General features: G+C 41.9%; 21 protein-coding genes. 2 read left to right on the forward strand and 19 right to left on the reverse strand.

Annotation, left to right across the window (positions count from 1 at the left end; all coding sequences use genetic code 11):
* Nucleotides 1-88: 88 nt before the first annotated feature.
* On the forward strand, nt 89-985 hold the full coding sequence (locus CWB72_RS16945; RefSeq protein WP_130257112.1) for a GGDEF domain-containing protein: 897 nt from the start codon (nt 89-91) through the stop codon (nt 983-985).
* A 52-nt stretch (nt 986-1,037) separates the two neighbouring features.
* Here the strand turns inward: CWB72_RS16945 and CWB72_RS16950 are convergent, their stop codons facing one another.
* The 19 genes from CWB72_RS16950 to rpsB form a co-directional block, all read right to left on the reverse strand.
* Entirely contained in the window at nt 1,038-1,376 is a 339-nt protein-coding gene (locus tag CWB72_RS16950; protein WP_138633862.1) for a hypothetical protein, read from the reverse strand.
* Nucleotide 1,377: 1 nt separating this feature from the next.
* Entirely contained in the window at nt 1,378-2,703 is a 1,326-nt protein-coding gene (tilS, locus tag CWB72_RS16955) for a tRNA lysidine(34) synthetase TilS (protein ID WP_138634052.1), read from the reverse strand.
* Nucleotides 2,704-2,756: 53 nt separating this feature from the next.
* Nucleotides 2,757-3,713 (reverse strand): acetyl-CoA carboxylase carboxyl transferase subunit alpha, encoded by a 957-nt coding sequence (gene accA / locus CWB72_RS16960; RefSeq protein ID WP_130257115.1) that lies wholly within the window; start codon nt 3,711-3,713, stop codon nt 2,757-2,759.
* 14 nt (nt 3,714-3,727) lie between these two features.
* Nucleotides 3,728-7,219: a DNA polymerase III subunit alpha gene (dnaE, locus tag CWB72_RS16965; RefSeq protein ID WP_138633865.1), complete on the reverse strand. Its 3,492-nt coding sequence runs from the start codon at nt 7,217-7,219 to the stop codon at nt 3,728-3,730.
* Nucleotides 7,219-7,815 carry a ribonuclease HII gene (rnhB, locus tag CWB72_RS16970; protein WP_138568000.1) on the reverse strand — a complete coding sequence of 199 codons (597 nt, stop codon included), beginning with the start codon at nt 7,813-7,815 and terminating at the stop codon, nt 7,219-7,221. The genes dnaE and rnhB overlap by 1 nt, the downstream gene beginning before the upstream one ends.
* Entirely contained in the window at nt 7,805-8,962 is a 1,158-nt protein-coding gene (gene lpxB, locus CWB72_RS16975; RefSeq protein WP_138633868.1) for a lipid-A-disaccharide synthase, read from the reverse strand. Before lpxB ends, rnhB begins: the two co-directional genes overlap by 11 nt.
* An 80-nt stretch (nt 8,963-9,042) precedes the next feature.
* Nucleotides 9,043-9,816, reverse strand: a complete 774-nt coding sequence (gene lpxA, locus CWB72_RS16980; RefSeq protein ID WP_130257119.1) for an acyl-ACP--UDP-N-acetylglucosamine O-acyltransferase — start codon at nt 9,814-9,816, stop codon at nt 9,043-9,045.
* Nucleotides 9,816-10,268, reverse strand: coding sequence for a 3-hydroxyacyl-ACP dehydratase FabZ (gene fabZ / locus CWB72_RS16985; protein ID WP_138568006.1), 453 nt, complete (start codon nt 10,266-10,268; stop codon nt 9,816-9,818). The genes lpxA and fabZ overlap by 1 nt, the downstream gene beginning before the upstream one ends.
* Nucleotides 10,269-10,278: 10 nt before the next feature.
* Entirely contained in the window at nt 10,279-11,316 is a 1,038-nt protein-coding gene (gene lpxD, locus CWB72_RS16990; RefSeq protein ID WP_138568008.1) for a UDP-3-O-(3-hydroxymyristoyl)glucosamine N-acyltransferase, read from the reverse strand.
* Complete coding sequence (locus tag CWB72_RS16995; RefSeq protein WP_436409865.1) at nt 11,316-11,786, reverse strand: OmpH family outer membrane protein; 471 nt, start codon at nt 11,784-11,786, stop codon at nt 11,316-11,318. Before CWB72_RS16995 ends, lpxD begins: the two co-directional genes overlap by 1 nt.
* Nucleotides 11,787-11,844: 58 nt before the next feature.
* Nucleotides 11,845-14,316, reverse strand: a complete 2,472-nt coding sequence (bamA, locus tag CWB72_RS17000; RefSeq protein WP_138633873.1) for an outer membrane protein assembly factor BamA — start codon at nt 14,314-14,316, stop codon at nt 11,845-11,847.
* Nucleotides 14,317-14,384: 68 nt separating this feature from the next.
* Nucleotides 14,385-15,737 (reverse strand): sigma E protease regulator RseP, encoded by a 1,353-nt coding sequence (gene rseP / locus CWB72_RS17005; RefSeq protein WP_138633876.1) that lies wholly within the window; start codon nt 15,735-15,737, stop codon nt 14,385-14,387.
* A gap of 2 nt (nt 15,738-15,739) precedes the next feature.
* Nucleotides 15,740-16,930, reverse strand: a complete 1,191-nt coding sequence (gene ispC, locus CWB72_RS17010; RefSeq protein WP_138633879.1) for a 1-deoxy-D-xylulose-5-phosphate reductoisomerase — start codon at nt 16,928-16,930, stop codon at nt 15,740-15,742.
* A complete protein-coding gene (locus CWB72_RS17015; protein ID WP_138633882.1) occupies nt 16,927-17,793 on the reverse strand; it encodes a phosphatidate cytidylyltransferase in 867 nt (288 codons plus the stop codon). Before CWB72_RS17015 ends, ispC begins: the two co-directional genes overlap by 4 nt.
* A gap of 11 nt (nt 17,794-17,804) precedes the next feature.
* Nucleotides 17,805-18,578, reverse strand: a complete 774-nt coding sequence (locus CWB72_RS17020; protein ID WP_138633885.1) for an isoprenyl transferase — start codon at nt 18,576-18,578, stop codon at nt 17,805-17,807.
* A gap of 76 nt (nt 18,579-18,654) precedes the next feature.
* The gene (gene frr, locus CWB72_RS17025; protein ID WP_138633888.1) at nt 18,655-19,212 is read right to left on the reverse strand and encodes a ribosome recycling factor; all 558 of its coding nucleotides are present in this window, start codon (nt 19,210-19,212) and stop codon (nt 18,655-18,657) included.
* 23 nt (nt 19,213-19,235) lie between these two features.
* On the reverse strand, nt 19,236-19,973 hold the full coding sequence (gene pyrH / locus CWB72_RS17030) for a UMP kinase (protein WP_058030520.1): 738 nt from the start codon (nt 19,971-19,973) through the stop codon (nt 19,236-19,238).
* A gap of 150 nt (nt 19,974-20,123) precedes the next feature.
* On the reverse strand, nt 20,124-20,975 hold the full coding sequence (tsf, locus tag CWB72_RS17040; protein WP_130257129.1) for a translation elongation factor Ts: 852 nt from the start codon (nt 20,973-20,975) through the stop codon (nt 20,124-20,126).
* A 104-nt stretch (nt 20,976-21,079) separates the two neighbouring features.
* A complete protein-coding gene (rpsB, locus tag CWB72_RS17045) occupies nt 21,080-21,808 on the reverse strand; it encodes a 30S ribosomal protein S2 (RefSeq protein ID WP_130257130.1) in 729 nt (242 codons plus the stop codon).
* 264 nt (nt 21,809-22,072) lie between these two features.
* Between rpsB and map the strand changes: the two genes are divergently transcribed.
* Nucleotides 22,073-22,861 carry a type I methionyl aminopeptidase gene (map, locus tag CWB72_RS17050; RefSeq protein ID WP_138568032.1) on the forward strand — a complete coding sequence of 263 codons (789 nt, stop codon included), beginning with the start codon at nt 22,073-22,075 and terminating at the stop codon, nt 22,859-22,861.
* The last annotated feature ends 55 nt before the right edge of the window (nt 22,862-22,916 follow it).

Genomic DNA, 22,916 nt, shown 5'->3' on the forward strand with positions numbered 1-22,916 from the left:
AGCAAGCGTCTGTTTTTCAGCCAGTTTAAAAGTTTGGCATAGAAATAGCTTAGATACCTTTGGTTATGATAATTAGGGGTTCTAACTGATGGAAAACGTCCATATTCTGACGCAAAGATTAACAACGCGCGGCGACTATTTGCCGTTTAATGCTGAGCAATATATAAATCATGAGCCTCAATTTGCTCATAGATTAGTAGAAAAGCTACAAACGACACTCGATATTGAAGAACTACTGAACATTTATTCTGAGCATGCTGAACGTATAACCAAACTTTCAGGCTTGCAATTTCATACTGCTCTTGGCGCATTTGAATTACAAGGCAGCGATAAACAATACACTCCATTTAGTTTCGAGCTAGATTTAAATGGTGAGTATCTCGGTAAGCTGGTTTATTTTTGCCAATATCAGCTTAGTGCTGCAATTAAGCAAAAGTTGCAATCTATACACCAAGTTTTAATTTATCCACTTAGAAACGCCTTGATGTATCAACGTGTACTTCAACTTGCCACTAAAGATTCTCTGACAGGTTTGTACAACCGTAGTCAATTCAATGACAGCTTAGCGCAAAGAATTGAAAATGGCAGACGACATCAGCGTAAATTTAGTTTGATGTTGCTTGATTTAGATAACTTTAAGCAAGTAAATGACAATTTTGGTCACAAAGCGGGTGACGAAGTGTTAATTGAGTTTTCAAACATTCTGAAGGCGTCAATTAGAACAACTGAAAGTGTCTACCGCTTTGGAGGCGATGAGTTCGCGATTTTAATTGATGATCCTGAGTTTGTTACTAATAAATTGATTGCTGAACGCATCATGCATTCTGTAGGTCACTGTAAATTAATGTCTAAATATGGTGTCACAACCAGCATTGGGTTCACTCTCGCCGAAGGCGCTGACTGTGAAGAAAATATCTTTGCTAGAGCCGACAAAGGCTTATATAAGGCTAAAGCAGCAGGCAGGAACTGCGCTCGCGCCATCTAAACAATTCGCCAAAGCAAGCCCCTAACTTGCTTTGGCTCTTATGCCCTTTCTATTACTTTGATTTGCTCCACAATAAATAAGCGAACAAACAACTCGAAGCACCAAAGAAAAAAGCATTGATCAACCACGCCAGTGCAACAAAACTCGGTAACTCAGCAGTCACAACTAAAACCAATGGCATTAAAAGCGCGAAAATAAAAAAGCTACCACCTTTACCATGCCAATAACTCAACAATAAAATCACGGTGACTATACCAAGTGCTATCGCTGAGATTAAATTACCAAGTAGTAGCTCGCTATTTACAGCCAAAGGAATAAAAAGCAGCAAGGTAAATACCATGCCGATAGGTGACTTTTGAGCCAATGACTGACCAACTTCTCTCTGTTGCATATTAGGTTAACTCCCAAGAAATACCGCTATCCTCACTGATATAATCAGCAGATACAAAATGACCCACGACCTGTACGAGGTTATCGTTGTAGAAAACTAAGGGAATACGTTCACGCTGCCATGTGGGGACTTTCAATTCTTTAAGCCAATATTTTAACGTATTACTTCGTGCTTTCTTATATGGTTTTATTTGTGACTTTAACAGACCAAAACGGATAGAAACGCGCTCATTCTCGAAAGGCAGTCTTAGTAATCCACAAGGCTCGCGCTTTAACGTCGCTTTATCATTTAAGACTAGTATTGCACTTTCGATGTTTTCAATGTTATTTGGAGTGGCGTCCTGCGTATCAAAATACAACTTATCTCTGTAACGTCTAATCGCCCCTTTCGATAACTGCACTTGCATTTGTGCATCTTCACGACTTTCTAGGCTTTGCGTTAAAATCTGTGACATCTGAGCTTTTGAAGGCATAACAACACCTAAACCGCTTAACCATGCTCTCACAACATTACTCTGCCTAAGTTCGCTAAACTGTTTTAACTCGTTAAGTTTTAGTGTGGCAGGCATATCACTTTTATCTTCACAGTGTGATAAGTCGGCTTGGCTTATTTCGTCAATTAATGCTTGCTGCTGCTGTAACAGCTCAATACTGCGAAGTGTACTTTTTAAAAAACCATTAAAGCGTTTTTTAAGCGGCGGAATGATTTGGTTGCGTAAAAAGTTACGATCGAACTTATGATCTTGATTCGACTCATCTTCGATATGCGCTAAAGAAAAAGTGCGAGCAAATGCTTCAATGTCTTCTCGTGAAATATTTAAAAGCGGCCTAATACATTGCCGCCTAGATGATAAACGAACTTCGTCATGCATTGCACTGAGCCCTGTAGGGCCAGAACCACGCTTGAGTCGCAATAAGAAGGTTTCTAACTGATCGTCCGCATGCTGACCTAATAAAATTAGGTTGCCCTGCTCTGCTAGCTCATCAAGTGCCTGATAACGCGCATCTCGGGCAAGCGCTTCAAGAGATTGTCTCGATTTTGGCTGAACATTAACGCGCTTGGTTTTAAAAGGAATATTCAGAGATAGACAAAGCTGCTCGCAGAACTTCTGCCAGTCTTGAGCGTTTTCAGATAAACCATGATTTACGTAAATAGCTTCGACTGAAATGGATTGGTTTGAATTTAGACTTTCAAGATAAGTCTTACATAAATGTAATAACACAACAGAGTCGACACCACCCGAAAGTGCCACCGTTAGGCCTGAGCCTGAATGTAATTTGGGCTCTAATGCTGTTTTAAACTGTTTAAATAAAGTGGTTTGTATCATAACTCTAAAACGCAAAAAAGCCGCATAATGCGGCTTTTTTCAAAAACTTAAGTTTAGCAGTAACCAAAAGACATTAGTCGCTTGTAACGCTGCTCAAGCATGTCTTCTGTGCTTAATGCTGTCAGTTCAGCAAGGTCACGGTTAAGTTGAGCTTTTAAGTTCTTCGCCATCTCATCGTAGTTACGATGCGCGCCACCAAGTGGCTCGTCGATGATGTTGTTGATCAGGTCTAGCTCTTTTACTCGCGTTGCTGATACACCCATCGCTTCTGCAGCAAGTGGCGCTTTTTCAGCACTCTTCCAAAGAATTGATGCACAACCTTCAGGAGAGATAACAGAGTACGTACTGTACTGAAGCATGTTTACACGGTCGCCAACACCAATGGCTAGTGCACCACCTGAACCACCTTCACCAATAACCGTACAAATTGTTGGTACTTTTAACGCAGCCATCACTTTTAGGTTACGTGCGATTGCTTCACTTTGACCACGCTCTTCAGCGCCAACACCTGGGTATGCTCCCGGTGTGTCAATGAATGTAATGATTGGCATTTTAAAACGCTCAGCCATTTCCATTAAACGAAGGGCTTTACGGTAACCTTCTGGCTTTGGCATGCCGAAGTTACGCTTAATCTTTTCTGCTGTATCACGGCCTTTTTGCTGACCGATAACCATAACAGGCTTACCATCTAAACGTGCTACACCACCTAAAATTGCAGGGTCATTTGCGAAAGTACGGTCACCCGCAAATTCGTCAAACTCAGTAAAAATGCGCTCGATGTAATCACGTGCATATGGACGTAACGGGTGACGTGCAAGTTGAGAAACCTGCCATGCACCTAATTCAGAGAATACTTTTTCGGTTAGCTCAACGTTCTTTTCTTTTAAACGAGAAATTTCTTCTTCTAAGCTCAGGTCTAAACTGCCTGAACGGCTAACATTTTGTAATTCTTTAATTTTCGCTTCTAATTCAGCAATTGGAAGCTCAAAATCAAGATAATTGAGGCTCATGCTCTACAACCTAATTAATTAAATTCTAATTCTATATCTTGTGCCGCCAACTGAGATAATCGCGTTATTAGATCATCTGTTGGCGTCACACACCATTCTGTACCTAACGTTAGTTCTGCTAACGCATCAGGACGCTGATATTGAACCTTAACTTCGCAAGTACCGAACTTATAAGGTTCTAAGACTTTTCGTAAATTATCGAAGAAGTTCGCGTCAATTTGCACCATATTTAGAGTCATTTTTATTGCTCTGATGCGTTTTTCACGCGCCTGAGCTATGGTACACACGTCTCTGGCAGTCATTGTAATGCCACCAGAGAAGTTATCAAAGCTGACCTGTCCAGATATTACCAAGATTTGGTTAATTTGCAGCAATTCTTGATAAGTTTCGTACTGTTCAGGAAATAAGCGTACATCAATTCGGGCACTTTTGTCATCTAAAGTTATTAAACCCCAACGTTGATTTCGTTTATTAATCAGCGTTCTCGCATTAATCACCAAACCGGCCGCCGTTGCGCTCACATCGCGGTTAGTCGGCTGTAAGTCAACTAGTTTACCCGACGTATAGTGCTTTAACTCTTTACGATACTGATTTATTGGGTGACCTGTTAAATACAAGCCTAAGGTTTCTTTCTCACCATTTAGCCAATCTTTATCTGGCATAGGTAGAGCAGACTCAAACGCTTGCTCAACTTCATCTGGCTCTGTCGCAAGCAAACCAAACAAGTCACTTTGACCAATCGCTTCTGCTTTGTGATGCTGCTCAGCAGCTTTCATTGCAGCAGGTAGACTCGCGATTAGGATTGAACGACCAGCTTGATTTTGCTCAGGTCCCAGCTTATCTAAGGCACCTGCATAAATCAGCTTTTCAACCACACGCTTATTTAAACGCTTTAAATCAATACGGGCGCAGAAATCGAATAAGTCTTTAAACTTCCCACCTTGTTCACGCGCCTCGAGGATGGCTTCAACCGGGCCTTCACCGACCCCTTTAATTGCACCGATACCGTAAACAATTTCGCCTTTTAAGTTTACAGTAAACTTATATAAACCTTCATTGACGTTAGGCGGTAATAAGGCCAACTTCATGTTTTCACATTCATCAACCAAGGTGACAATTTTGTCAGTATTATCCATATCCGCCGACATTACCGCAGCCATAAACTCGGCTGGGTAATGGGTTTTCATCCACAGCGTTTGATACGAAACCAATGCATAAGCTGCTGAGTGAGATTTGTTGAAGCCGTAACCCGCGAACTTTTCTACCAAATCGAAGATCTTCATGGCGAGTTCGCCATCGACACCGTTGTTTACAGCACCATCTTCGAAGGTTGAACGCTGTTTTGCCATTTCTTCAGGTTTTTTCTTACCCATCGCACGACGAAGCATGTCGGCGCCACCTAGCGTATAACCAGCTAGCACCTGCGCGATCTGCATGACTTGCTCCTGATAGAGGATGATCCCGTAGGTTGGTTCTAGAATAGGTTGTAAACTATCATGCTGATATTGTGCATCAGGGTATGAAATATCTTCTCTGCCATGCTTACGGTCGATAAAGTTATCTACCATGCCCGATTGCAGTGGACCCGGTCGGAACAGGGCAACCAGTGCGATCATATCTTCGAAGCAGTCGGGCTTAAGACGACGAATTAGGTCTTTCATACCGCGAGATTCTAGCTGGAACACCGCTGTGGTTTCAGCGCGAAGCAATAGCTCAATACTGGCTTTGTCATCAAGTGGGATGGCATTAATATCGACAGGCTCTTTGCCTTCTCGAGCTAAACGCTCGTTGGTCATATCTAGCGCCCACTGTAAGATTGTCAGTGTTCTTAGACCTAAGAAGTCAAACTTAACCAAGCCCGCAGTTTCAACGTCATTCTTATCGAATTGCGTAACCGGGAACTTACCTTCTTCATCGCAATACAGCGCGGCGAAATCAGTAATGGTCGTTGGCGAGATAACAACACCACCGGCGTGCTTACCGGCGTTACGTGTACAACCTTCAAGGATGCGACACATGTCGATAAGCTCTTTTACTTCTTCATCGCCGTCGTAAGCTTCAGGTAAACGCGGCTCGACATCAAAGGCTTTAGCTAGGGTCATACCCGGATCTGGCGGTACTAACTTTGATATACGGTCAACGAAACCATAAGGGTGACCAAGTACACGACCTACGTCACGTATTACTGCTTTTGCGGCCATAGTACCGAAAGTGATGATCTGAGATACCGCGTCCCGCCCATATAACTTGGCTACGTGGTCGATTACCTCGTCTCGTCTATCCATACAGAAGTCGACGTCGAAGTCGGGCATTGAGATACGTTCAGGGTTTAGGAATCGCTCGAATAGTAAATCGAATTCAAGAGGATCAAGGTCTGTGATCTTCAGGGCATAAGCGACTAATGAACCAGCACCCGAACCACGCCCTGGTCCTACAGGGATATTGTTATCTTTACTCCACTGGATGAACTCCATTACGATCAAGAAGTAACCAGGGAATCCCATTTGGTTGATAACGTCGAGTTCGATTTTAAGACGTTCATCATACTCAACGCGTTTTTCTTTGCGTTCATCTTCGTCAGGAAATAAGAACTGCAAACGCTCTTCAAGACCGTCTTCGGATACCTTAACTAAAAAGTCTTCAATTTTTAAATCACCAGTCGGATAATCTGGTAAGAAGTAGGTTCCAAGTTGAACAGTCACATTACAGCGTTTCGCAATTTCAACCGTGTTCTCAAGTGCTTCAGGAATATCACTGAACAACTCAATCATTTGCTCAGGCGTTTTTAAATACTGCTCTTTTGAGAATCGTTTTGGACGGCGTTTGTCTTCAAGCGTGTAACCATCGTGAATAGCAACACGAATTTCGTGCGCATCAAAGTCATGCTCATGTAAAAACACCACTTCATTGGTGGCAACAACCGGTAAGTCACGTTGCTCAGCCAGTTTCACCGCCTCATGCAAGTAATCTTCTTCGTCAGCACGACCTGTTCGTATTAATTCGAGGTAAAAATGATCTTTAAAATGTTCTTCATAGAAAGCAACCGTATCTAATGCCAACTGGTGATTATGCTTTAGAAGCGCCTTACCCACATCGCCGTCTTTACCGCCCGAAAGTAAAATTAAGCCTTCTTTGTGCTCTGCAAGCCATTGCTTATCAACCACAGGACGATGGAATACATGACCACGCTGATAGGCTCTCGAAATAAGTAAAGTCAGGTTTTTATAACCATCGTTATTTTTGGCAAGTACCACCAAACGGCATGGCTCATCAGGAAACTCATCACTTTTAAGCCAAATATCCGCCCCGACAATGGGCTTAATACCTGCACCATGTGCCCCGCCATAAAAACGTACAAGGCCACATAAGTTCATTTGATCAGTAATAGCAAAAGCTGGAAGCGCTAACTCTTGTGCTTGCGCAACAATCGGCTTGGTCTTTGCCAAGCCATCAACCATAGAGAAGTCACTGTGAACGCGTAAATGAACAAACTGCGGTGCTGGCATTACTGCTCCTTACTTTGCAAAATTCGCTGTACGGGCTTAAAAGACGTGCGATGATGTGGTGTTGCACCGTATTGCTCTAGCGCTGCAAAATGCGCTTTAGTTGGATAACCTTTATGACCTGCAAACCCATACTCTGGGTATTGTGCATCAAGTTCTAACATTTCTTGGTCACGTGCAACTTTTGCTAAAATTGACGCTGCACTGATCTCTTCCACTAAACTATCGCCTTTAACCACACTCTGCGCTGCCATGATTAGTTTTGGTAAACGGTTGCCATCTACAAATACAAATTCAGGCTGGAGAGTCAGGCCCTCAACGGCACGGCTCATAGCAAGCATAGTGGCGTGTAAAATATTCAACTCATCAATTTCAGCAACACTGGCTCGGGCAATGTGGTAGCAAAGTGCTTTTTCTTTGATTTCTTCAGCGAGCACATTACGTTTTTTTTCTGAGAGCTTTTTAGAATCAGCAAGTCCTTCAATGGGCTTACTCGGATCTAGAATAACCGCAGCGGTGACAACATCGCCCACTAACGGGCCACGGCCAACTTCGTCTACACCGGCAATATATTTAACATTTGGTCGTTCAATTTGCATTAATAAGCTCCTTAACTGCTAGAGCCGCTTGTTTGCTGGCATCAAGTCGAATGTTGTTGTGAATATCGTAAAATTTATCAATCAATGCTTGGCTATCGCCTTTTAGCATAGGAAAAAGCGCATCGGCTAGCGCATCGCTATTACATTCATCTTGTAAAAATTCAGGCACTAAGGGCGCATCAGCCAATAAATTAGGAAGAGAGAAATACTTAATATTGAAAGTAAAGAAGTTTTTAAAGATCCAATAACTCACAGGCTTAAATTTATACCCTACCACCATAGGCTTTTTATACAGCATGGCTTCAAGTGTCGCAGTACCAGAGGCTAGTAATACGGCGTTTGCTGCGGTCATCGCTTCACTAGATTGACCGTCTAACAATTGAACTTTTAGATTCGGGGCGGCTTTTGCTTTTATCTCAGTAAATTGTGCTTTGCGTTTATCGTTTACTAAAGGCACGATCACTTTTAATTCAGGAATACGTTCTTGTAGTTTTTGAGCGGTTTGCAGGTAAGTCTCACTTAATAATCCAACCTCAGAGCCGCGACTGCCCGGAAGAAGCGCTAAAACAGTATCTTCAGCAGAAAGGTTTAACTTAGTTCTTGCCGCATTGGTATCGGTTTCAAGTGAAATGTCATCTGCTAAAGTGTGGCCGACAAACGTACACGGTACTTCATGTTTGTCATAGAAAGCTTTTTCAAATGGTAATAACGACAAAACCAAGCTGGTTGCTTCAGCAATGTTAAATATACGCTTTTGACGCCAAGCCCACACTGAAGGGCTCACATATTGCACCGTTTTAATGCCGGCTGCTTTTAAAGGCTTTTCAACACGAAGGTTAAAGTCTGGCGCATCAATACCTACATAGACATCTGGAGGGTTATCTATAAAGTGCTGAACGAGCTGTTTTCTGATCTTCAATAAACGCGGTAAGCGGCCTAAAACTTCAACTAACCCCATCACTGCGAGCTCTTCCATATCGAATAAACTCTCGCAGCCTTCAGCCTGCATTTTAGGGCCAGCAATACCAATAAAACGTGCATTAGGATAATGTACTTTCAACGCTTTAATTAAGCCTGCGCCCAAAATATCGCCGGACAACTCGCCCGCAACAACACCAATCGTGATTGGCTGTGTATTTGTCGTCATGTTCTAATTCTTTTTAAATAAAAACGCCATACACATTAAATTGTATGGCGTTTGTACATGCTTTAATTAAACCGTCGAGGCTAGCGAATAATGCCGCGCTCAGACGTGTCTAAGAAATCAATCATGCTTTGCACTGCTGCAAACTGCTTCGCATCGTCAGCCAGTGAAGCCACTGCTTCTTCTAGTGTTAAACCCTTTCTAAAAAGCGCTTTGTATGCTCTGCGAACCGCCATAATTTCGTCGCTTGCAAACCCACGACGCTTCATACCTTCAGTATTCACTGCTGCAGGTTTTGCTGGCATACCTGTGGTTGTAACAAATGGTGGAACATCTTTACTCACACCTGAATACATACCAATAAATGCGTGGGCACCAACTTTACAAAACTGATGTACACCCGTATTACCAGCTAGAATAGCCCAATCACCTACGTGAACATGACCTGCTACACTGGCGCCATTTGAAAAAATGACATTATTACCAATCACTGCATCATGTGCTATGTGCGTATAAGCCATAAATAAGTTATTACTACCTATTTTAGTCACGCCTTGATCTTGAATTGTGCCACGATGTATCGTCGCACACTCTCGAACAATATTGTTATCGCCCATGATTAATTGAGTTGGTTCATCCTTGTACTTTTTGTCTTGGCAGGCTTCTCCAATAGACGCAAACTGATAAAAGTGATTACCTTTACCAATCTTCGAAGGCCCTTTAACAACTACGTGAGATTCGATAATCGTGTTATCTCCGATAACAACATCATTACCAATATAGCTGTAAGGCCCTACTTTAACGTTTTCGCCAAGTTGGGCGCCTGATTCAATAACTGCAGTAGGATGAATTAACATTAAAACTCTCTTCTTGCACACATAAGGTCTGCGCTACACACAACCTTACCATCTACTTTTGCTTCTGCTGAAAAACGCCAAATGTTGCGACGTTCTTTTTCAAACTTAACGTGAATATGCATTTGGTCGCCTGGTACAACTGGCTGCTTAAAACGCGCGTTATCAACGCCTGCAAACAAGTATAGCTCGTTGTCACCAGTATTTTGCACTGTTTTAAAACCTAATAAGCCAGTTGCTTGCGCCATAGCTTCTAAAATAAGTACACCTGGGAAGATTTTTTGGTCAGGAAAGTGACCCGTAAAAATTGGCTCATTCACGGTAACATTTTTTACCGCATGCAAGTAATCACCCGGCTCAAAATCGACCACTTTGTCTACCAAAAGCATAGGGTAACGGTGTGGTAATAAACGCATGATTTCTTGAACATCAAAACTGTTTAATTCGTTAGCCAAAATAGTATCCTTATTCATCAACTGTTTTTTGAGATGAGCGTGTTTCTAACTCTTTAATACGCTCTTTAAAATCAGATAAATTTCTAAAATGCGCCATGTTACGACGCCATTCTTTGTTGGTCGTATGCGGCATACCTGAAGAATATGCGCCCGGCTCAGTGATTGACTTAGTCACCATGGTCATACCTGTCAGCATAACACCGTCACAAATATCAATATGGCCGTTAATACCGACAAGGCCTGCAATTTGGCAATATTTACCAACGGTTGTGCTACCAGCGATGACTGAACAAGCTGCCATTGCACTACCTTGACCAATTTCAACATTGTGTGCGATTTGAATTTGGTTATCTAAAATCACATCGTCATGGATGATGGTATCGTCTAAAGCGCCACGGTCGATGGTTGTGCTCGCACCAATTTCAACGCGATCACCAATTACAACTCGCCCAAGCTGTGGAATCTTAACCCACTTACCAGCTTCATTAGCATAACCAAAGCCATCGCTACCAATTACGGCACCTGATTGGAATAAACAGTGTTCGCCAATTTCAACATCATGGTAAACACTCACATTAGCCCAAAGCTTTGAGCCCTGTCCTATTTTAGTTTTTTCACCAACAAAGCATCCAGCACCAATTTGAACATTATCACCAAGTATAACGCCCGCAGAGATAACCGCATTTGCTGCAACGCTAACGTTTTCACCTAATTGAGCCGTATTGTCTATCACTGCTGTAGGGTGAATACTGTTTGCACAAGCTGGTGTTGTATCCATCATTTGCGCAAGTTTTGCGTAAGCAATATAGGCGTCCTTCACAACGACTTTATTACCTGCGTATAGCTCAGCTTCTTTTTCTGAAATAATCACTGCGCCCGCTTGAGTTTCATCAAGTTGAGCACGGTATTTCTTATTTGCGAGAAATGCGATGTCAGAGCCTTTAGCATTCGCTAAAGTTGCTATCTTCTCAATACAATGAGACGCATCCCCCTCGAGGGATGCGTCTAAATATTCGCTAATTTGTGCGAGGGTATACTGTTTTGTCATTACTTTTTGCTAACTGCTTCAACAACCTTGCTTGAAAGGTCGGTTACTTTATCAGGGTTAAAGTAAATTGTCGTTTCTTTTACTTTAACTTCATCAAATTTACCTTTCTTTGCAACAGATTCAATCGTTTCGATGATCAGCTTTTGTACCTTTGCTAATTCTTGATTTTGACGTGCTTTGATTTCTTGCTCTAAAGGGCGACCTTTTTCAGCTAGTTGCTTTTGCATATCACGAATTTTGCCTTCAAGTGAAGTTTTCTGTTCTTCACTCATAGTTGCACTTTCACGCTTATACTTTTCAGCTTCAAAACGAATATCGCCTTGTAGCTTTTCTAACTCTTGGCGACGCTCAGCAAATTCTGTTTGTAATTGTTGTTCAATTTTAGCCATTTGTGGGATCTGCTGATAAATAGATTGCATGTCAACAATAGCCACTTTATGTGCTAATGCACTTGCCGATGTACCCATCATTAATGCGGCTAAAATGCTTAATGCTGTTGTTTTTAAAATCGTTTTCACAAAAAACTCCTTAGAAAGTATTCGTTATGTTAAAGCTGATAGTTTTAGTTTCGTCTGTGTCTTCTTTCTTAAGCGGATAAGCAAAACTGATCAGCATTGGTCCCATTGGGGAAATCCATTGAATTGATAGACCCGTAGATACACGGAATCGACCCGGATCTGAGTAATCTCTCAACTGCGCAACTTGCTCTTCTGGTAAGTCAGCATAGCGGTCTATATCAAACTCAGTATCCCATACATTAGCTGCATCTACGAATAAACTTGTGCGCACTGAGCTCGTACTGTCTTCGTCTAAGAACGGTGTAGGGACAATTAATTCCATACCTGCAATTGCTTTAGCATTACCACCAATTCGACCCAACTGTTGTAATCGGTCAAATTCAGATGGCGAACCGATTGTACCTGTTTTACTTCCATCAGGTAACACTGAACCATCAATTGCAGTTGTAACCCTTCTAATTGCCTGAGGAAGAATTGTGTTTCGATCGAAACCTCTTAACTCCTCTTCAGTGATTCTAAAGTATTCTTGGAATGGTAGAATTTGCTCGAAGCCATTCGTCTCACCGTAACCATTACCATATGCAAATGCTGCTCTGGTTGAGAACACCCATCTGTGGTCATTACTGATTGGCCAGTAAAAACGGGACTTATAGTTAATCTTAAAGAAGTTTAAATCTGAGTTTGGCGTCGTCGCATTAAGTGATAAATTTTGACGTGAGCCAGCCGTTGGGAACATACCACGGTTTACGGTAATTCGAGACCACCCCATACTGAACTCATACTTTGTAAACTCATAAGCTGCATCAGGATCATCTGGGTTAAAGAATGCCAAACGCATAATTCGTGTTTGCTCATAATCGGCAATGTCAGATAAGCTTTCTTCAATCCAACGACCACCAAAGTTAATACGATTTACAGCATTAATTGGAAAGCCAAAGTTTGTGCCAATACCATAACTCTTAGATTTGTAAGGGACTAAGCTATATGCCGACGAATCATAGTTGCTATAGAAAATACTGCTACCTTGTGAAATACCATCAGGCGTAAAGTACGGGTTTGTATATGAAATACTATAGCGATCTGAACCTTTTGAAGTGTTTACGTTAAATGCTAATTGGTTACCAGTACCTAAAAAGTTTGACTCACTGACCCCAACATTAAACTGTAAACCGCCATATGAGCCATAAGCCACACCTGCTTGGAAGCTACCAGCTGGTTGCTCTTTAACTGTGAAGTCTACATCTACTTGGTCATCAATACCGGCGATTGGCTTAACCTCAAACTCAACATTCTCCATATAAGGTAAACGTTGAATTTGTAGTTTAGAGCGCTCAAGACTCTGATTAGATAACCAAGCGCCTTCAAGTTGCGTCATCTCACGTCGAACGACTTCATCAGCGGTAACTTGGTTTCCATTTACCATGATACGGCGAACATAAATACGCTTGCCAGGATTAACTGATAAGGTTAATTTTACTTCTTTATTTTCATCATCAATATCTGGGATGGTGCGAACTTCTGCATTGGCATAACCAAAGCGTGCTAAATAACTTTTAATATACTCTTCAGACGCTGTGACAATTGAGCCATTGTATAACTCACCTGTTTTTAATGGGACAATACTCTTGATAAGCTCTTCACGACCTAGCAAATCACCAATAAAGTCAAAATCTTTAACTGTGTATTGCTCACCCTCAGTCAGGTTTGCAGTGACATAAACTGACTCGCGTTCAGGGCTAACTGAAACTTGAGTTGAATCAATATTGAAACGTAGGTAACCCTTATCGAGATAAAAGCTTCTTAACTTCTCAAGATCGCCTTCAATTGTCTGCTTTTGATAGCGGTCATTAGACAAGAATTTCCACCACGGCAAGTCTTGCTGAGACTCAACTAAATTTAGTAGCTCTTCGTCAGAGAAAAGCTCATTACCTACCAAGTTAATTTGTCTGATTGATGCTGCATCACCCTCATCAAACTCAAGGTTTAGACGAACTCGGTTACGAGGTAACTCGGTAATGCTTACTTCAATTTTAGCGTTGTACTTACCGATACTATGGAAGAAGTCGATTAAGCCTTTTTCAATATTAGATACAACTGTTTTATCTAAAGGCTCACCAGCACGAATATTTTGCTGTTCTAAACTTTCATTTAGCTGCTCGTCTTTAATATCTTTGTTGCCATCAAATTCAATTGAAGAAATTGTTGGTCTTTCTTTTACTTTAAAAACGAGTAAGTCATTGTCACGATACACAGCAATGTCTTCAAAATGACCTGACTTATATAAAGCTTTGATTGTTTGAGAAATCGTATATTCATCAATGTTATCGCCCACATTGATTGGAATATGAGTTAATGCAGCACCCAATGCTACACGCTGTAAGCCTTCAACTTTTAAATCTTCTACGATAAAGGAGCTTTGCCCAGCTGCCGCAAAGCTTGCGCCAAGTAAACTGGTTACTGCGAGATGTTTTTTTATCGGCATTTTATTATCTTTATCCTTTACAACTATTAGCGTACATATCGCTTTATGGCTTTAAATGACTTTTCGGCTTAAAGCCTTGAAACATCATTAAGCAATGCAAAACAGGTTAGGCCTAGAAGCAGCATGGCTCCAATCTTATAACCTAACTCTTGTGTCTTTTCAGAGACTGGCTTTTTGCGAATAAGTTCAATTATGTAATACATTAAATGTCCGCCATCTAAAACTGGCAGGGGCAGTAAATTGAAAACCCCAAGATTGACACTTATTAACGCCAAGAAACTTAGAAAAGCCACCAACCCATAACTGACACTGGTGCCCGCGCCTACAGCAATACCTACCGGGCCACTTAAATTATTGACTGACACTTTGCCGGTAATTAGGTTACCGATCATGTCAAAACTTAACGTGATTAACGCGTAGGTCTTTTGTACGCCCAGCACAATACTATCCAATGGACCATAATGTCTAGTTTCAATATAACCTTCAGGCCAACTTTCTAACTGAGGAACAACGCCTAAGAAACCTTGCTGCTCACCATTTGCTCCTGTTCTCGCTTCAGGTGTGACAGATAAAATTTGACGATACCCATCTCTCATCACCTCTAGCTGAATTGATCTGTTAGGCGATGCCTGTACAAGACTAACCAGTGATTGCCATTGTTCAATTTCTTGACCATCTGCAGCAAGGAGTTTATCTCCAACTAATAAACCTGCTTGGTTTGCAGCCGAACCTTTTGCAACATGGCCAATAGTGAGGGTTAGAGCTGGTCTATAAGGTACGATACCAATCGCATCTAGAGGTGGTTGATCTTTTTTATCTAACTTCCAACCTGTTAAGTCGATGGTACGAATTTTAATTTGCTGCTGAGCGTCTTGCACTTTGACATCGACTGATTGCTCACCCAGATGAGACATTAAGCTGAAGGTCACTTCTTGCCAAGAAAGTACATCTTGACCACCCATAGCTAAAATATGATCGCCCGACTGTAATTGTGACGTTGCTGCTCGGCTTTGTGCATGCACATCACCTACCACAGGTTTAGCATTTTGCACACCAATCATATACATGAGTGCCAGCGCGAAAATAGCAAAAATAAAGTTAGCCATTGGACCTGCTATGACAATGGCAATACGAGACCAGACAGATTTATTATTGAAAGAAAGATGCGCTTCGCTGGGGTCAACTGCTTCTACTCGCTCATCGAGCATCTTCACATAACCACCGAGTGGGATCATAGCTATCACATACTCAGTGCCGTGCTTATCGTGCCAACGACACAAAGGTTTACCGAAACCAACAGAAAATCTTAAAACTTTTACGCCAGCTTTTCTTGCAACCCAAAAATGTCCATATTCATGTACTGTAACCAAAATACCTAATGCAACAATGAATGACCCTAAGTGCCAGAAAAACTCAAACATAATCACTCCATGGTTTTAAGTACGTTGTTAGCAAGGACTCTTGCTTCATTATCTTGAGCAAGTACATCATCAATACTTGAAAGGTTTGTAATCGCGATGCGATTAAGTACTTCAGCATTCACTTTATAAATATCAGTAAAACTAATTTGTTTATTTAAGAACGCAGCCACTGCAATTTCATTTGCCGCATTCACAGCCGTCGTTGCAGCCTGGCCAGTCTTACAAGCATCAATCGCTAAAGCTAAGTTAGGATAGCGATTATAATCAGGCTTTGTGAAAGTAAAATCACAGATTTGTGAGAAATCTAGGGGGGCGACACCTGCGTCGATACGCTCAGGATAAGACAAACCATATGCAATAGGTGTTCTCATATCAGGTTGACCCATTTGTGCAATCACAGAGCCATCTTGATACTGTACCATTGAGTGGATCATGCTTTGTGGGTGGATTACTACTTCTATATCGTCTGCATCACAGTTAAACAACCACTTCGCTTCGATAAACTCTAGCCCTTTATTCATCATGGTCGCCGAGTCGACAGAAATTTTCTGACCCATAGACCAGTTTGGATGGGCGACGGCTTCTTCAACGGTTACATCAGCTAAAGTATCAATACCGCGATTTAAGAAAGGTCCACCTGAACCAGTTAAAAGTATTTTACGAATGCCGAACTGTTCAAGCTTAGGATCTGAATGTTGTTGAAATGCAGTTGGTAAGCTTTGATAGATAGCATTATGTTCGCTATCTATCGGCAACAAAATGGCATCATGTTGCTTCACTTTATCCATAAAGATTTGGCCTGACATCACCAAAGATTCTTTATTCGCTAAAAGTACTTTTTTACTGTGCTCAACCGCACTGATTGTCGGCAACAAACCTGCTGCTCCGACAATCGCTGACATAACGATATCAACGTCACTGTGAGAAACCACATCTCGCATCGCTTGAACGCCTGTCAGAACCTGAATCTCTGTTCCTGCTAAGTCATCCTTGAGTTGCTTTGCAGCTTGCTCACACTGCATCACCGCAAATTTTGGTTTAAATGTCTGGCACTGCTGACGCATCACCTCAACATTACGACCTGCAACTAAGGCGAGTACCGAAAATTTATCAGCATTGCGGGCAATCACATCTAAAGTAGAAACACCTATTGACCCTGTTGAGCCAAGGATTGCTACCTGTTGAATGCTCATAACGCCACCGTCCACGCATAACACAGGGCGAATATCGGCGCAGCAGCAGTAAGGCTATCAATACGGTCTAAGATACCGCCATGACCTGGTAAACAACTGCCTGAGTCTTTCAAACCAGCTTCACGCTTAAACATACTTTCTAGTAAATCGCCTACGGCTGAAAACAGTGCGATAAACACAGTTAATAAGGCATAAACTGGCCACATCGCTTGTTCGACGTCTGCACAAGCACAGAAGATAACTACAAAAATAACAGCTGTCAGTAATCCACCGACTAGGCCTTCAATGGTTTTATTTGGACTTACTTTTGGCATTAACTTATGTTTGCCTAGGTTTTTACCCGCAAAATAAGCACCTATATCCGCACTCCAGACAATACCCAATACCACCATAATCAGAGTTGAACCGAATAGCTCAGATTGTTGATATTCAGCACTACGTAAAACATTGAGTGCAAGCCAAAGCGGCACGAGTGTCAATAAGCCAGCCACAGCCTTCATTACCAGACCTTCTGACCATGCGCGAGACATACTTGGGTATTTAACAACAAGAAAAGTAGCAACTAACCACCAGGCAAATGCAAGGGTGAAAACATAGTTTGCATCAGACAATAATTGCCCATTTTGCCAAAGTGATTCTATGGGCCAATGCAGGTGAAGTGCGCCAAGAATAGAAGCGACTAAAGCCACAAATGTGCCTCTTTGCGCCATTTTTTTGAGGCCCATCAATGAAGACCATTCCCAAGCACCTAAAAGGGTAATCGCACCAGCAATAAAACTAAATAATGAAAGCGGTGTATAAAACACCAAAAGCAAAGCCAGTGGCGCTAGAACCACTGACGTTAAAATACGTAATTTAAGCAAATTGATAACCTTTAACTTGTTGTTTTGGACTCGGCAAGTAATTGTTTTATTTGTTCGCCGGTACAGCCAAAGCGTCGCTCTCGAGATACAAAACAGGCAATTGCCTCAGAAAAAGCCTCTTCATTAAAATCTGGCCAAAGAGTATCTGTAAAATAGAGTTCAGCATACGCTGCCTGCCAAAGTAAAAAGTTGCTGATGCGACAATCTCCGCCAGTCCTTATCAACAAGTCTAATTCACTTTGATCTGCCATACTTAATTGTGCTGACAAAGCGTCTTCTGTGATGTCTCTCACAGTAAGTTGACCATCTTGCACTTGCTGTGCCATTGATTGAGCGGCTTGTACAATATCCCAACGGCCACCGTAATTTGCCGCAACATTTAATTTCAGACCTGTATTATTAGCGGTTAATTCATGTGCCGATTTAACCCTATCTTGTAGAGATTCAGGAAAGCGTGAAATATCACCAATAATAGTCAGTTTTACATTATTCTTATGTAGTTTTTTAACTTCTTTAGATAAGACAAATAAAAACAGTTCCATTAAGGTACTGACTTCATCTTCAGGTCGTCGCCAATTTTCACTACTAAAAGCAAAAAGCGTCAACGATTCAATACCCAGTTTTGTACAAAACTGAACAGCCGAACGAACGGAATCTACACCTTTTTTGTGTCCGTATGTACGAGGACGATTGCGGCTTTGCGCCCAGCGCCCATTCCCGTCCATGATAATAGCAACATGCTTCGGCAAAGACTGCTTTGAAACTGTTTCAGTACTTAAAACCATAATTCCGATTTAGGTAAAAAAAAACGCCGCCTAGTATACCCTAGACGGCGTTTCAAAACTAATAAATTTGAGTTGGTTAGATTTCCATCAATTCAGCTTCTTTCGCGCTCAGCTGAGTATCCATTTCTTTAACATACTTATCTGTTAACTTTTGGACCTCATCTTCGCCCTGACGCGCTTCATCTTCTGAGATGTCTTTGTCTTTTAGCAGTGACTTGATATCACCATTCGCATCACGACGAATATTACGGATAGCAACACGACCACCTTCAACTTCACCACGTACAATCTTAATTAGGTCTTTACGACGCTCTTCTGTAAGAGGAGGAAGTGGTACACGGATAACTGTTCCTGCAGACATAGGGTTTAGACCTAAATCTGAAGACATGATAGCTTTTTCAACAGCTTGCGCTAAAGACTTATCAAATACATTGATTGCTAATGTACGTGAATCTTCAGTCGTTACGTTTGCTACTTGGTTTAGAGGCGTGTCTGCACCATAGTAAGAAACTGTAATACCGTCTAATAATGCAGGGTGTGCACGACCAGTACGGATTTTTGATAGCTGGCTCGCTAGTGCTGCCACGCTTTTTTTCATGCGCTCTTCAGCGTCTTTTTTAATATCGTTAATCACAATTCAATCCTAGTCTTTGTAGATTATTCAGCTGCTTGTGAAGAAATAAGGGTACCCTCTTCTTCCCCCATGATAACGCGTTTAAGCGCACCAGGTTTATTCATGTTGAATACACTTAAAGGCATATTGTGGTCACGAGCTAGCGTAAATGCCGCTAAGTCCATAACCTTTAATTCTTTGTCGATCACTTCATTATAAGATAAATGGCGGTGAAGTGTCGCGTCTGGGTTCTTCACTGGGTCGTCGCTGAATACGCCATCAACTTTCGTTGCTTTGATTACTGTATCGGCTTCGATTTCAATACCGCGTAAACACGCTGCAGAATCTGTAGTGAAAAATGGGTTGCCTGTACCCGCAGAGAAAATTACCACGCGGCCAGACTTTAATAAGCTAATTGCTTCAGCCCAGTTGTATGCATCACATACACCATTAAGAGGAATAGCAGACATAAGACGTGCGTTTACAAATGCACGGTGAAGTGCATCACGCATTGCTAAACCGTTCATTACTGTTGCTAGCATACCCATATGGTCGCCAACTACGCGGTTCATGCCCGCTTCTGCTAATGAGCCACCACGTAAGAAGTTACCGCCACCGATAACTAAACCTACTTCTACGTCGAGTTCTACAAGCTCTTTGATTTCTTGCGCCATACGATCCAATACTTTCGGATCGATACCAAAGCCTTCGTCTCCCATTAAAGCTTCACCGCTTAATTTAAGAAGAACGCGTCTAAAAACAGGTTTTCTATTCGTAGTCATAATCTCAGGGCCATATGTAAAAGTGGGGGATAAAAAATAACCGCGCTTATGAAACTCATAAATGCGCGGTTATTCTAAAGAATTTTCAGCATTGAAGCAAAAGCAAATGCTGCCTAAAGGTGGCTTTTTGCCTCTGCTTCATGAGTAAAATTACTCGCCTTTAGCTGCTGCGATTTGCGCTGCAACTTCTGCTGCGAAATCTTCTTCTTTCTTCTCGATACCTTCACCAACTTCTAAGCGGATGAAGTTAGAAACTGAAGCGCCTTTCTCTTTAAGGAATTCGCCAACAGATTTCTTAGGTTCCATGATGAATGCTTGACCAGTAAGAGAGATCTCACCAGTGAACTTCTTCATACGACCTACAACCATCTTCTCAGCGATTTCTGCAGGCTTACCTTCGTTCATTGCGATTTCAACTTGAACTGCTTTTTCTTTTTCAACCACTTCAGCTGGAACGTCTTCAGGGTTAACGAAGTCAGGCTTAGAAGCAGCAACGTGCATAGCAACGTGCTTAAGTGTTTCTTCGTCAGCGTCACCAGTTACAACAACACCGATACGGTCGCCGTGACGGTAAGCAGATAGCTTGTCACCATCGATGTACTCAACGCGACGAACGTTGATGTTTTCACCGATTTTAGCAACTAGAGCAACACGCGTTTCTTCGAATTGAGCTTTAAGTGCGTCAACGTCAGCTTTTGATTCAACAGCAGCATCAAGAACAGTGTTAGCAAAACCTAGGAAGTTTTCGTCTTTAGCAACGAAGTCAGTCTGACAGTTAACTTCTAGAAGTGCAGCAAAACCTTCGCCTTGCTTGATAAGGATTGTACCTTCTGCAGCGATGTTACCCGCTTTCTTAGCAGCTTTAGCAGCACCACTCTTACGCATGTTTTCGATAGCTAGCTCGATATCACCGTTAGTTTCAGTTAGTGCTTTTTTACAATCCATCATGCCAGCGCCAGTACGCTCGCGTAATTCTTTAACTAGGGCAGCAGTTACAGCCATTAGTATATCCTCAAATATGAAGTTTTTTTTCGGGGTGCGGAATGACCGCTCTTCAAGAATATCAAGCCTTCACCTTATTTTGATGAAGACTTGATGACAGCTAATTACTCAGCTTCTACGAAATCGTCGTTTTCAGCTTGTGCAACGATGTTGCTTTCACGACCTTCAGTGATAGCAGTTGCAACAGCACCAGTGTAAAGCTGGATAGCGCGGATCGCGTCATCGTTACCTGGTACGATGAAGTCAACACCGTCTGGGTTTGAGTTAGTATCAACTACAGATACTACTGGAATACCTAGGTTGTTAGCTTCACGGATCGCAATGTGCTCGTGGTCAGCGTCAATTACAAAGATAGCGTCTGGAAGACCGCCCATGTCTTTGATACCGCCAAGGCTCTTCTCAAGCTTTTCCATTTCACGCGTTTTCATTAGCGCTTCTTTCTTAGTAAGCTTTTCGAAAGTACCGTCTTGGCTTTGAGCTTCAAGGTCTTTAAGACGCTTGATTGATTGACGAACTGTTTTCCAGTTAGTCAACATACCACCTAACCAACGGTGATTTACATAGAACTGATCGCTTTGAAGAGCTGCTTCTTTAACTGCTTCGCTTGCAGCGCGCTTAGTACCTACGAAAAGGATTTTGCCTTTGTTAGATGCAACGTTCGATAAGAACTTAAGTGCATCGTTGAACATAGGAACAGTTTTTTCTAGGTTGATGATATGAACGCGGTTACGAGCACCGAAGATGAACGGCTTCATCTTAGGGTTCCAGTAACGTGCTTGGTGACCAAAGTGAACACCAGCTTGAAGCATATCGCGCATTGAAACGTTTGCCATTTTAATTTCCTCTAATATTTAGGGTTAGGCCTCCACATATCCCATAGCACCAACACGTAATAAGTAATTACATGCACCCAAGTGTATGTGTCGATATGTGTGTGTGTTAATATAAAAAGTATGTTTATCTTAACTACAAACTATCTCGTAAGATAAATTTGTAAAAAGACGGCGCGCTTTATACCATATTAAAGCGCCAGATTCAACGATACGTCTAAAATTTGTGCGTTATTGCAAAGTGAAAAATTAACGATTGGAGCCTCAATGAGTGCAGTGATTAAAACCCCTGAAGAAATAGAAAAAATGCGTGTTGCCGGTCGCTTAGCGGCTGAAGTTTTAGAAATGATTGAACCTCATGTGAAGCCTGGGGTAACAACAGAAGAGCTAAACACCATTTGTCACAATTATATTGTTGACGTTCAAGGTGCGGTGCCTGCACCTCTAAACTATCATGGTTTTCCAAAATCAATTTGTACTTCTGTAAACCATGTAATTTGTCACGGCATCCCAAATGACAAACCATTAAAAGACGGCGATATCATCAATATCGATATCACTGTAATCAAAGATGGCTACCATGGTGACACTTCAAAAATGTTCCATGTTGGTACACCAAATATTCAGGGCAAACGTTTAGCCCAGATCACGCAAGAAAGCTTATACCTTGCTATTAAAATGGTTAAGCCAGGTGTGCGTTTAGGTGATATCGGCGCTGCAATTCAAAAATATGCAGAAGGCTTTAGCTATTCAATCGTTCGTGAATATTGTGGCCACGGTATTGGTGCTGAATTCCATGAGGAACCACAAGTCATGCACTATGGTAAACCTGGCACAGGCGAAACATTAAAAGCGGGCATGTGTTTAACGATTGAACCTATGGTGAATGCAGGTAAGCGCCAGTGCAAACTGCTAAAAGACGGTTGGACGGTTGTTACTAAAGACCGTAGCTTATCAGCGCAATGGGAGCACACTCTACTCGTTACTGATAACGGTGTTGAAATTTTAACACTGCGTAACGATGAAACAATTGACCGTGTAATTGAGCATAACTAATTTAACTGTTTCTGCTTGATTTCCTAAATGCCAGCAAACTGCTGGCATTTTAATT

Source organism: Pseudoalteromonas phenolica (genome assembly GCF_005886345.1).
GTDB lineage: Bacteria > Pseudomonadota > Gammaproteobacteria > Enterobacterales > Alteromonadaceae > Pseudoalteromonas > Pseudoalteromonas phenolica_A.

Excerpts from the sequence above, each read along its gene's own strand:
- CWB72_RS16945 (WP_130257112.1), top strand. The coding sequence starts at position 89 with ATGGAAAACGTCCATATTCTGACGCAAAGATTAACAACGCGCGGCGAC.
- CWB72_RS16950 (WP_138633862.1), bottom strand. The coding sequence starts at position 1,376 with ATGCAACAGAGAGAAGTTGGTCAGTCATTGGCTCAAAAGTCACCTATC.
- tilS (WP_138634052.1), bottom strand. The coding sequence starts at position 2,703 with ATGATACAAACCACTTTATTTAAACAGTTTAAAACAGCATTAGAGCCC.
- accA (WP_130257115.1), bottom strand. The coding sequence starts at position 3,713 with ATGAGCCTCAATTATCTTGATTTTGAGCTTCCAATTGCTGAATTAGAA.
- dnaE (WP_138633865.1), bottom strand. The coding sequence starts at position 7,219 with ATGCCAGCACCGCAGTTTGTTCATTTACGCGTTCACAGTGACTTCTCT.
- rnhB (WP_138568000.1), bottom strand. The coding sequence starts at position 7,815 with ATGCAAATTGAACGACCAAATGTTAAATATATTGCCGGTGTAGACGAA.
- lpxB (WP_138633868.1), bottom strand. The coding sequence starts at position 8,962 with ATGACGACAAATACACAGCCAATCACGATTGGTGTTGTTGCGGGCGAG.
- lpxA (WP_130257119.1), bottom strand. The coding sequence starts at position 9,816 with ATGTTAATTCATCCTACTGCAGTTATTGAATCAGGCGCCCAACTTGGC.
- lpxD (WP_138568008.1), bottom strand. The coding sequence starts at position 11,316 with ATGACAAAACAGTATACCCTCGCACAAATTAGCGAATATTTAGACGCA.
- CWB72_RS16995 (WP_436409865.1), bottom strand. The coding sequence starts at position 11,786 with ATGATGGGTACATCGGCAAGTGCATTAGCACATAAAGTGGCTATTGTT.
- bamA (WP_138633873.1), bottom strand. The coding sequence starts at position 14,316 with ATGCCGATAAAAAAACATCTCGCAGTAACCAGTTTACTTGGCGCAAGC.
- rseP (WP_138633876.1), bottom strand. The coding sequence starts at position 15,737 with ATGTTTGAGTTTTTCTGGCACTTAGGGTCATTCATTGTTGCATTAGGT.
- ispC (WP_138633879.1), bottom strand. The coding sequence starts at position 16,930 with ATGAGCATTCAACAGGTAGCAATCCTTGGCTCAACAGGGTCAATAGGT.
- CWB72_RS17020 (WP_138633885.1), bottom strand. The coding sequence starts at position 18,578 with ATGGTTTTAAGTACTGAAACAGTTTCAAAGCAGTCTTTGCCGAAGCAT.
- pyrH (WP_058030520.1), bottom strand. The coding sequence starts at position 19,973 with ATGACTACGAATAGAAAACCTGTTTTTAGACGCGTTCTTCTTAAATTA.
- tsf (WP_130257129.1), bottom strand. The coding sequence starts at position 20,975 with ATGGCTGTAACTGCTGCCCTAGTTAAAGAATTACGCGAGCGTACTGGC.
- rpsB (WP_130257130.1), bottom strand. The coding sequence starts at position 21,808 with ATGGCAAACGTTTCAATGCGCGATATGCTTCAAGCTGGTGTTCACTTT.
- map (WP_138568032.1), top strand. The coding sequence starts at position 22,073 with ATGAGTGCAGTGATTAAAACCCCTGAAGAAATAGAAAAAATGCGTGTT.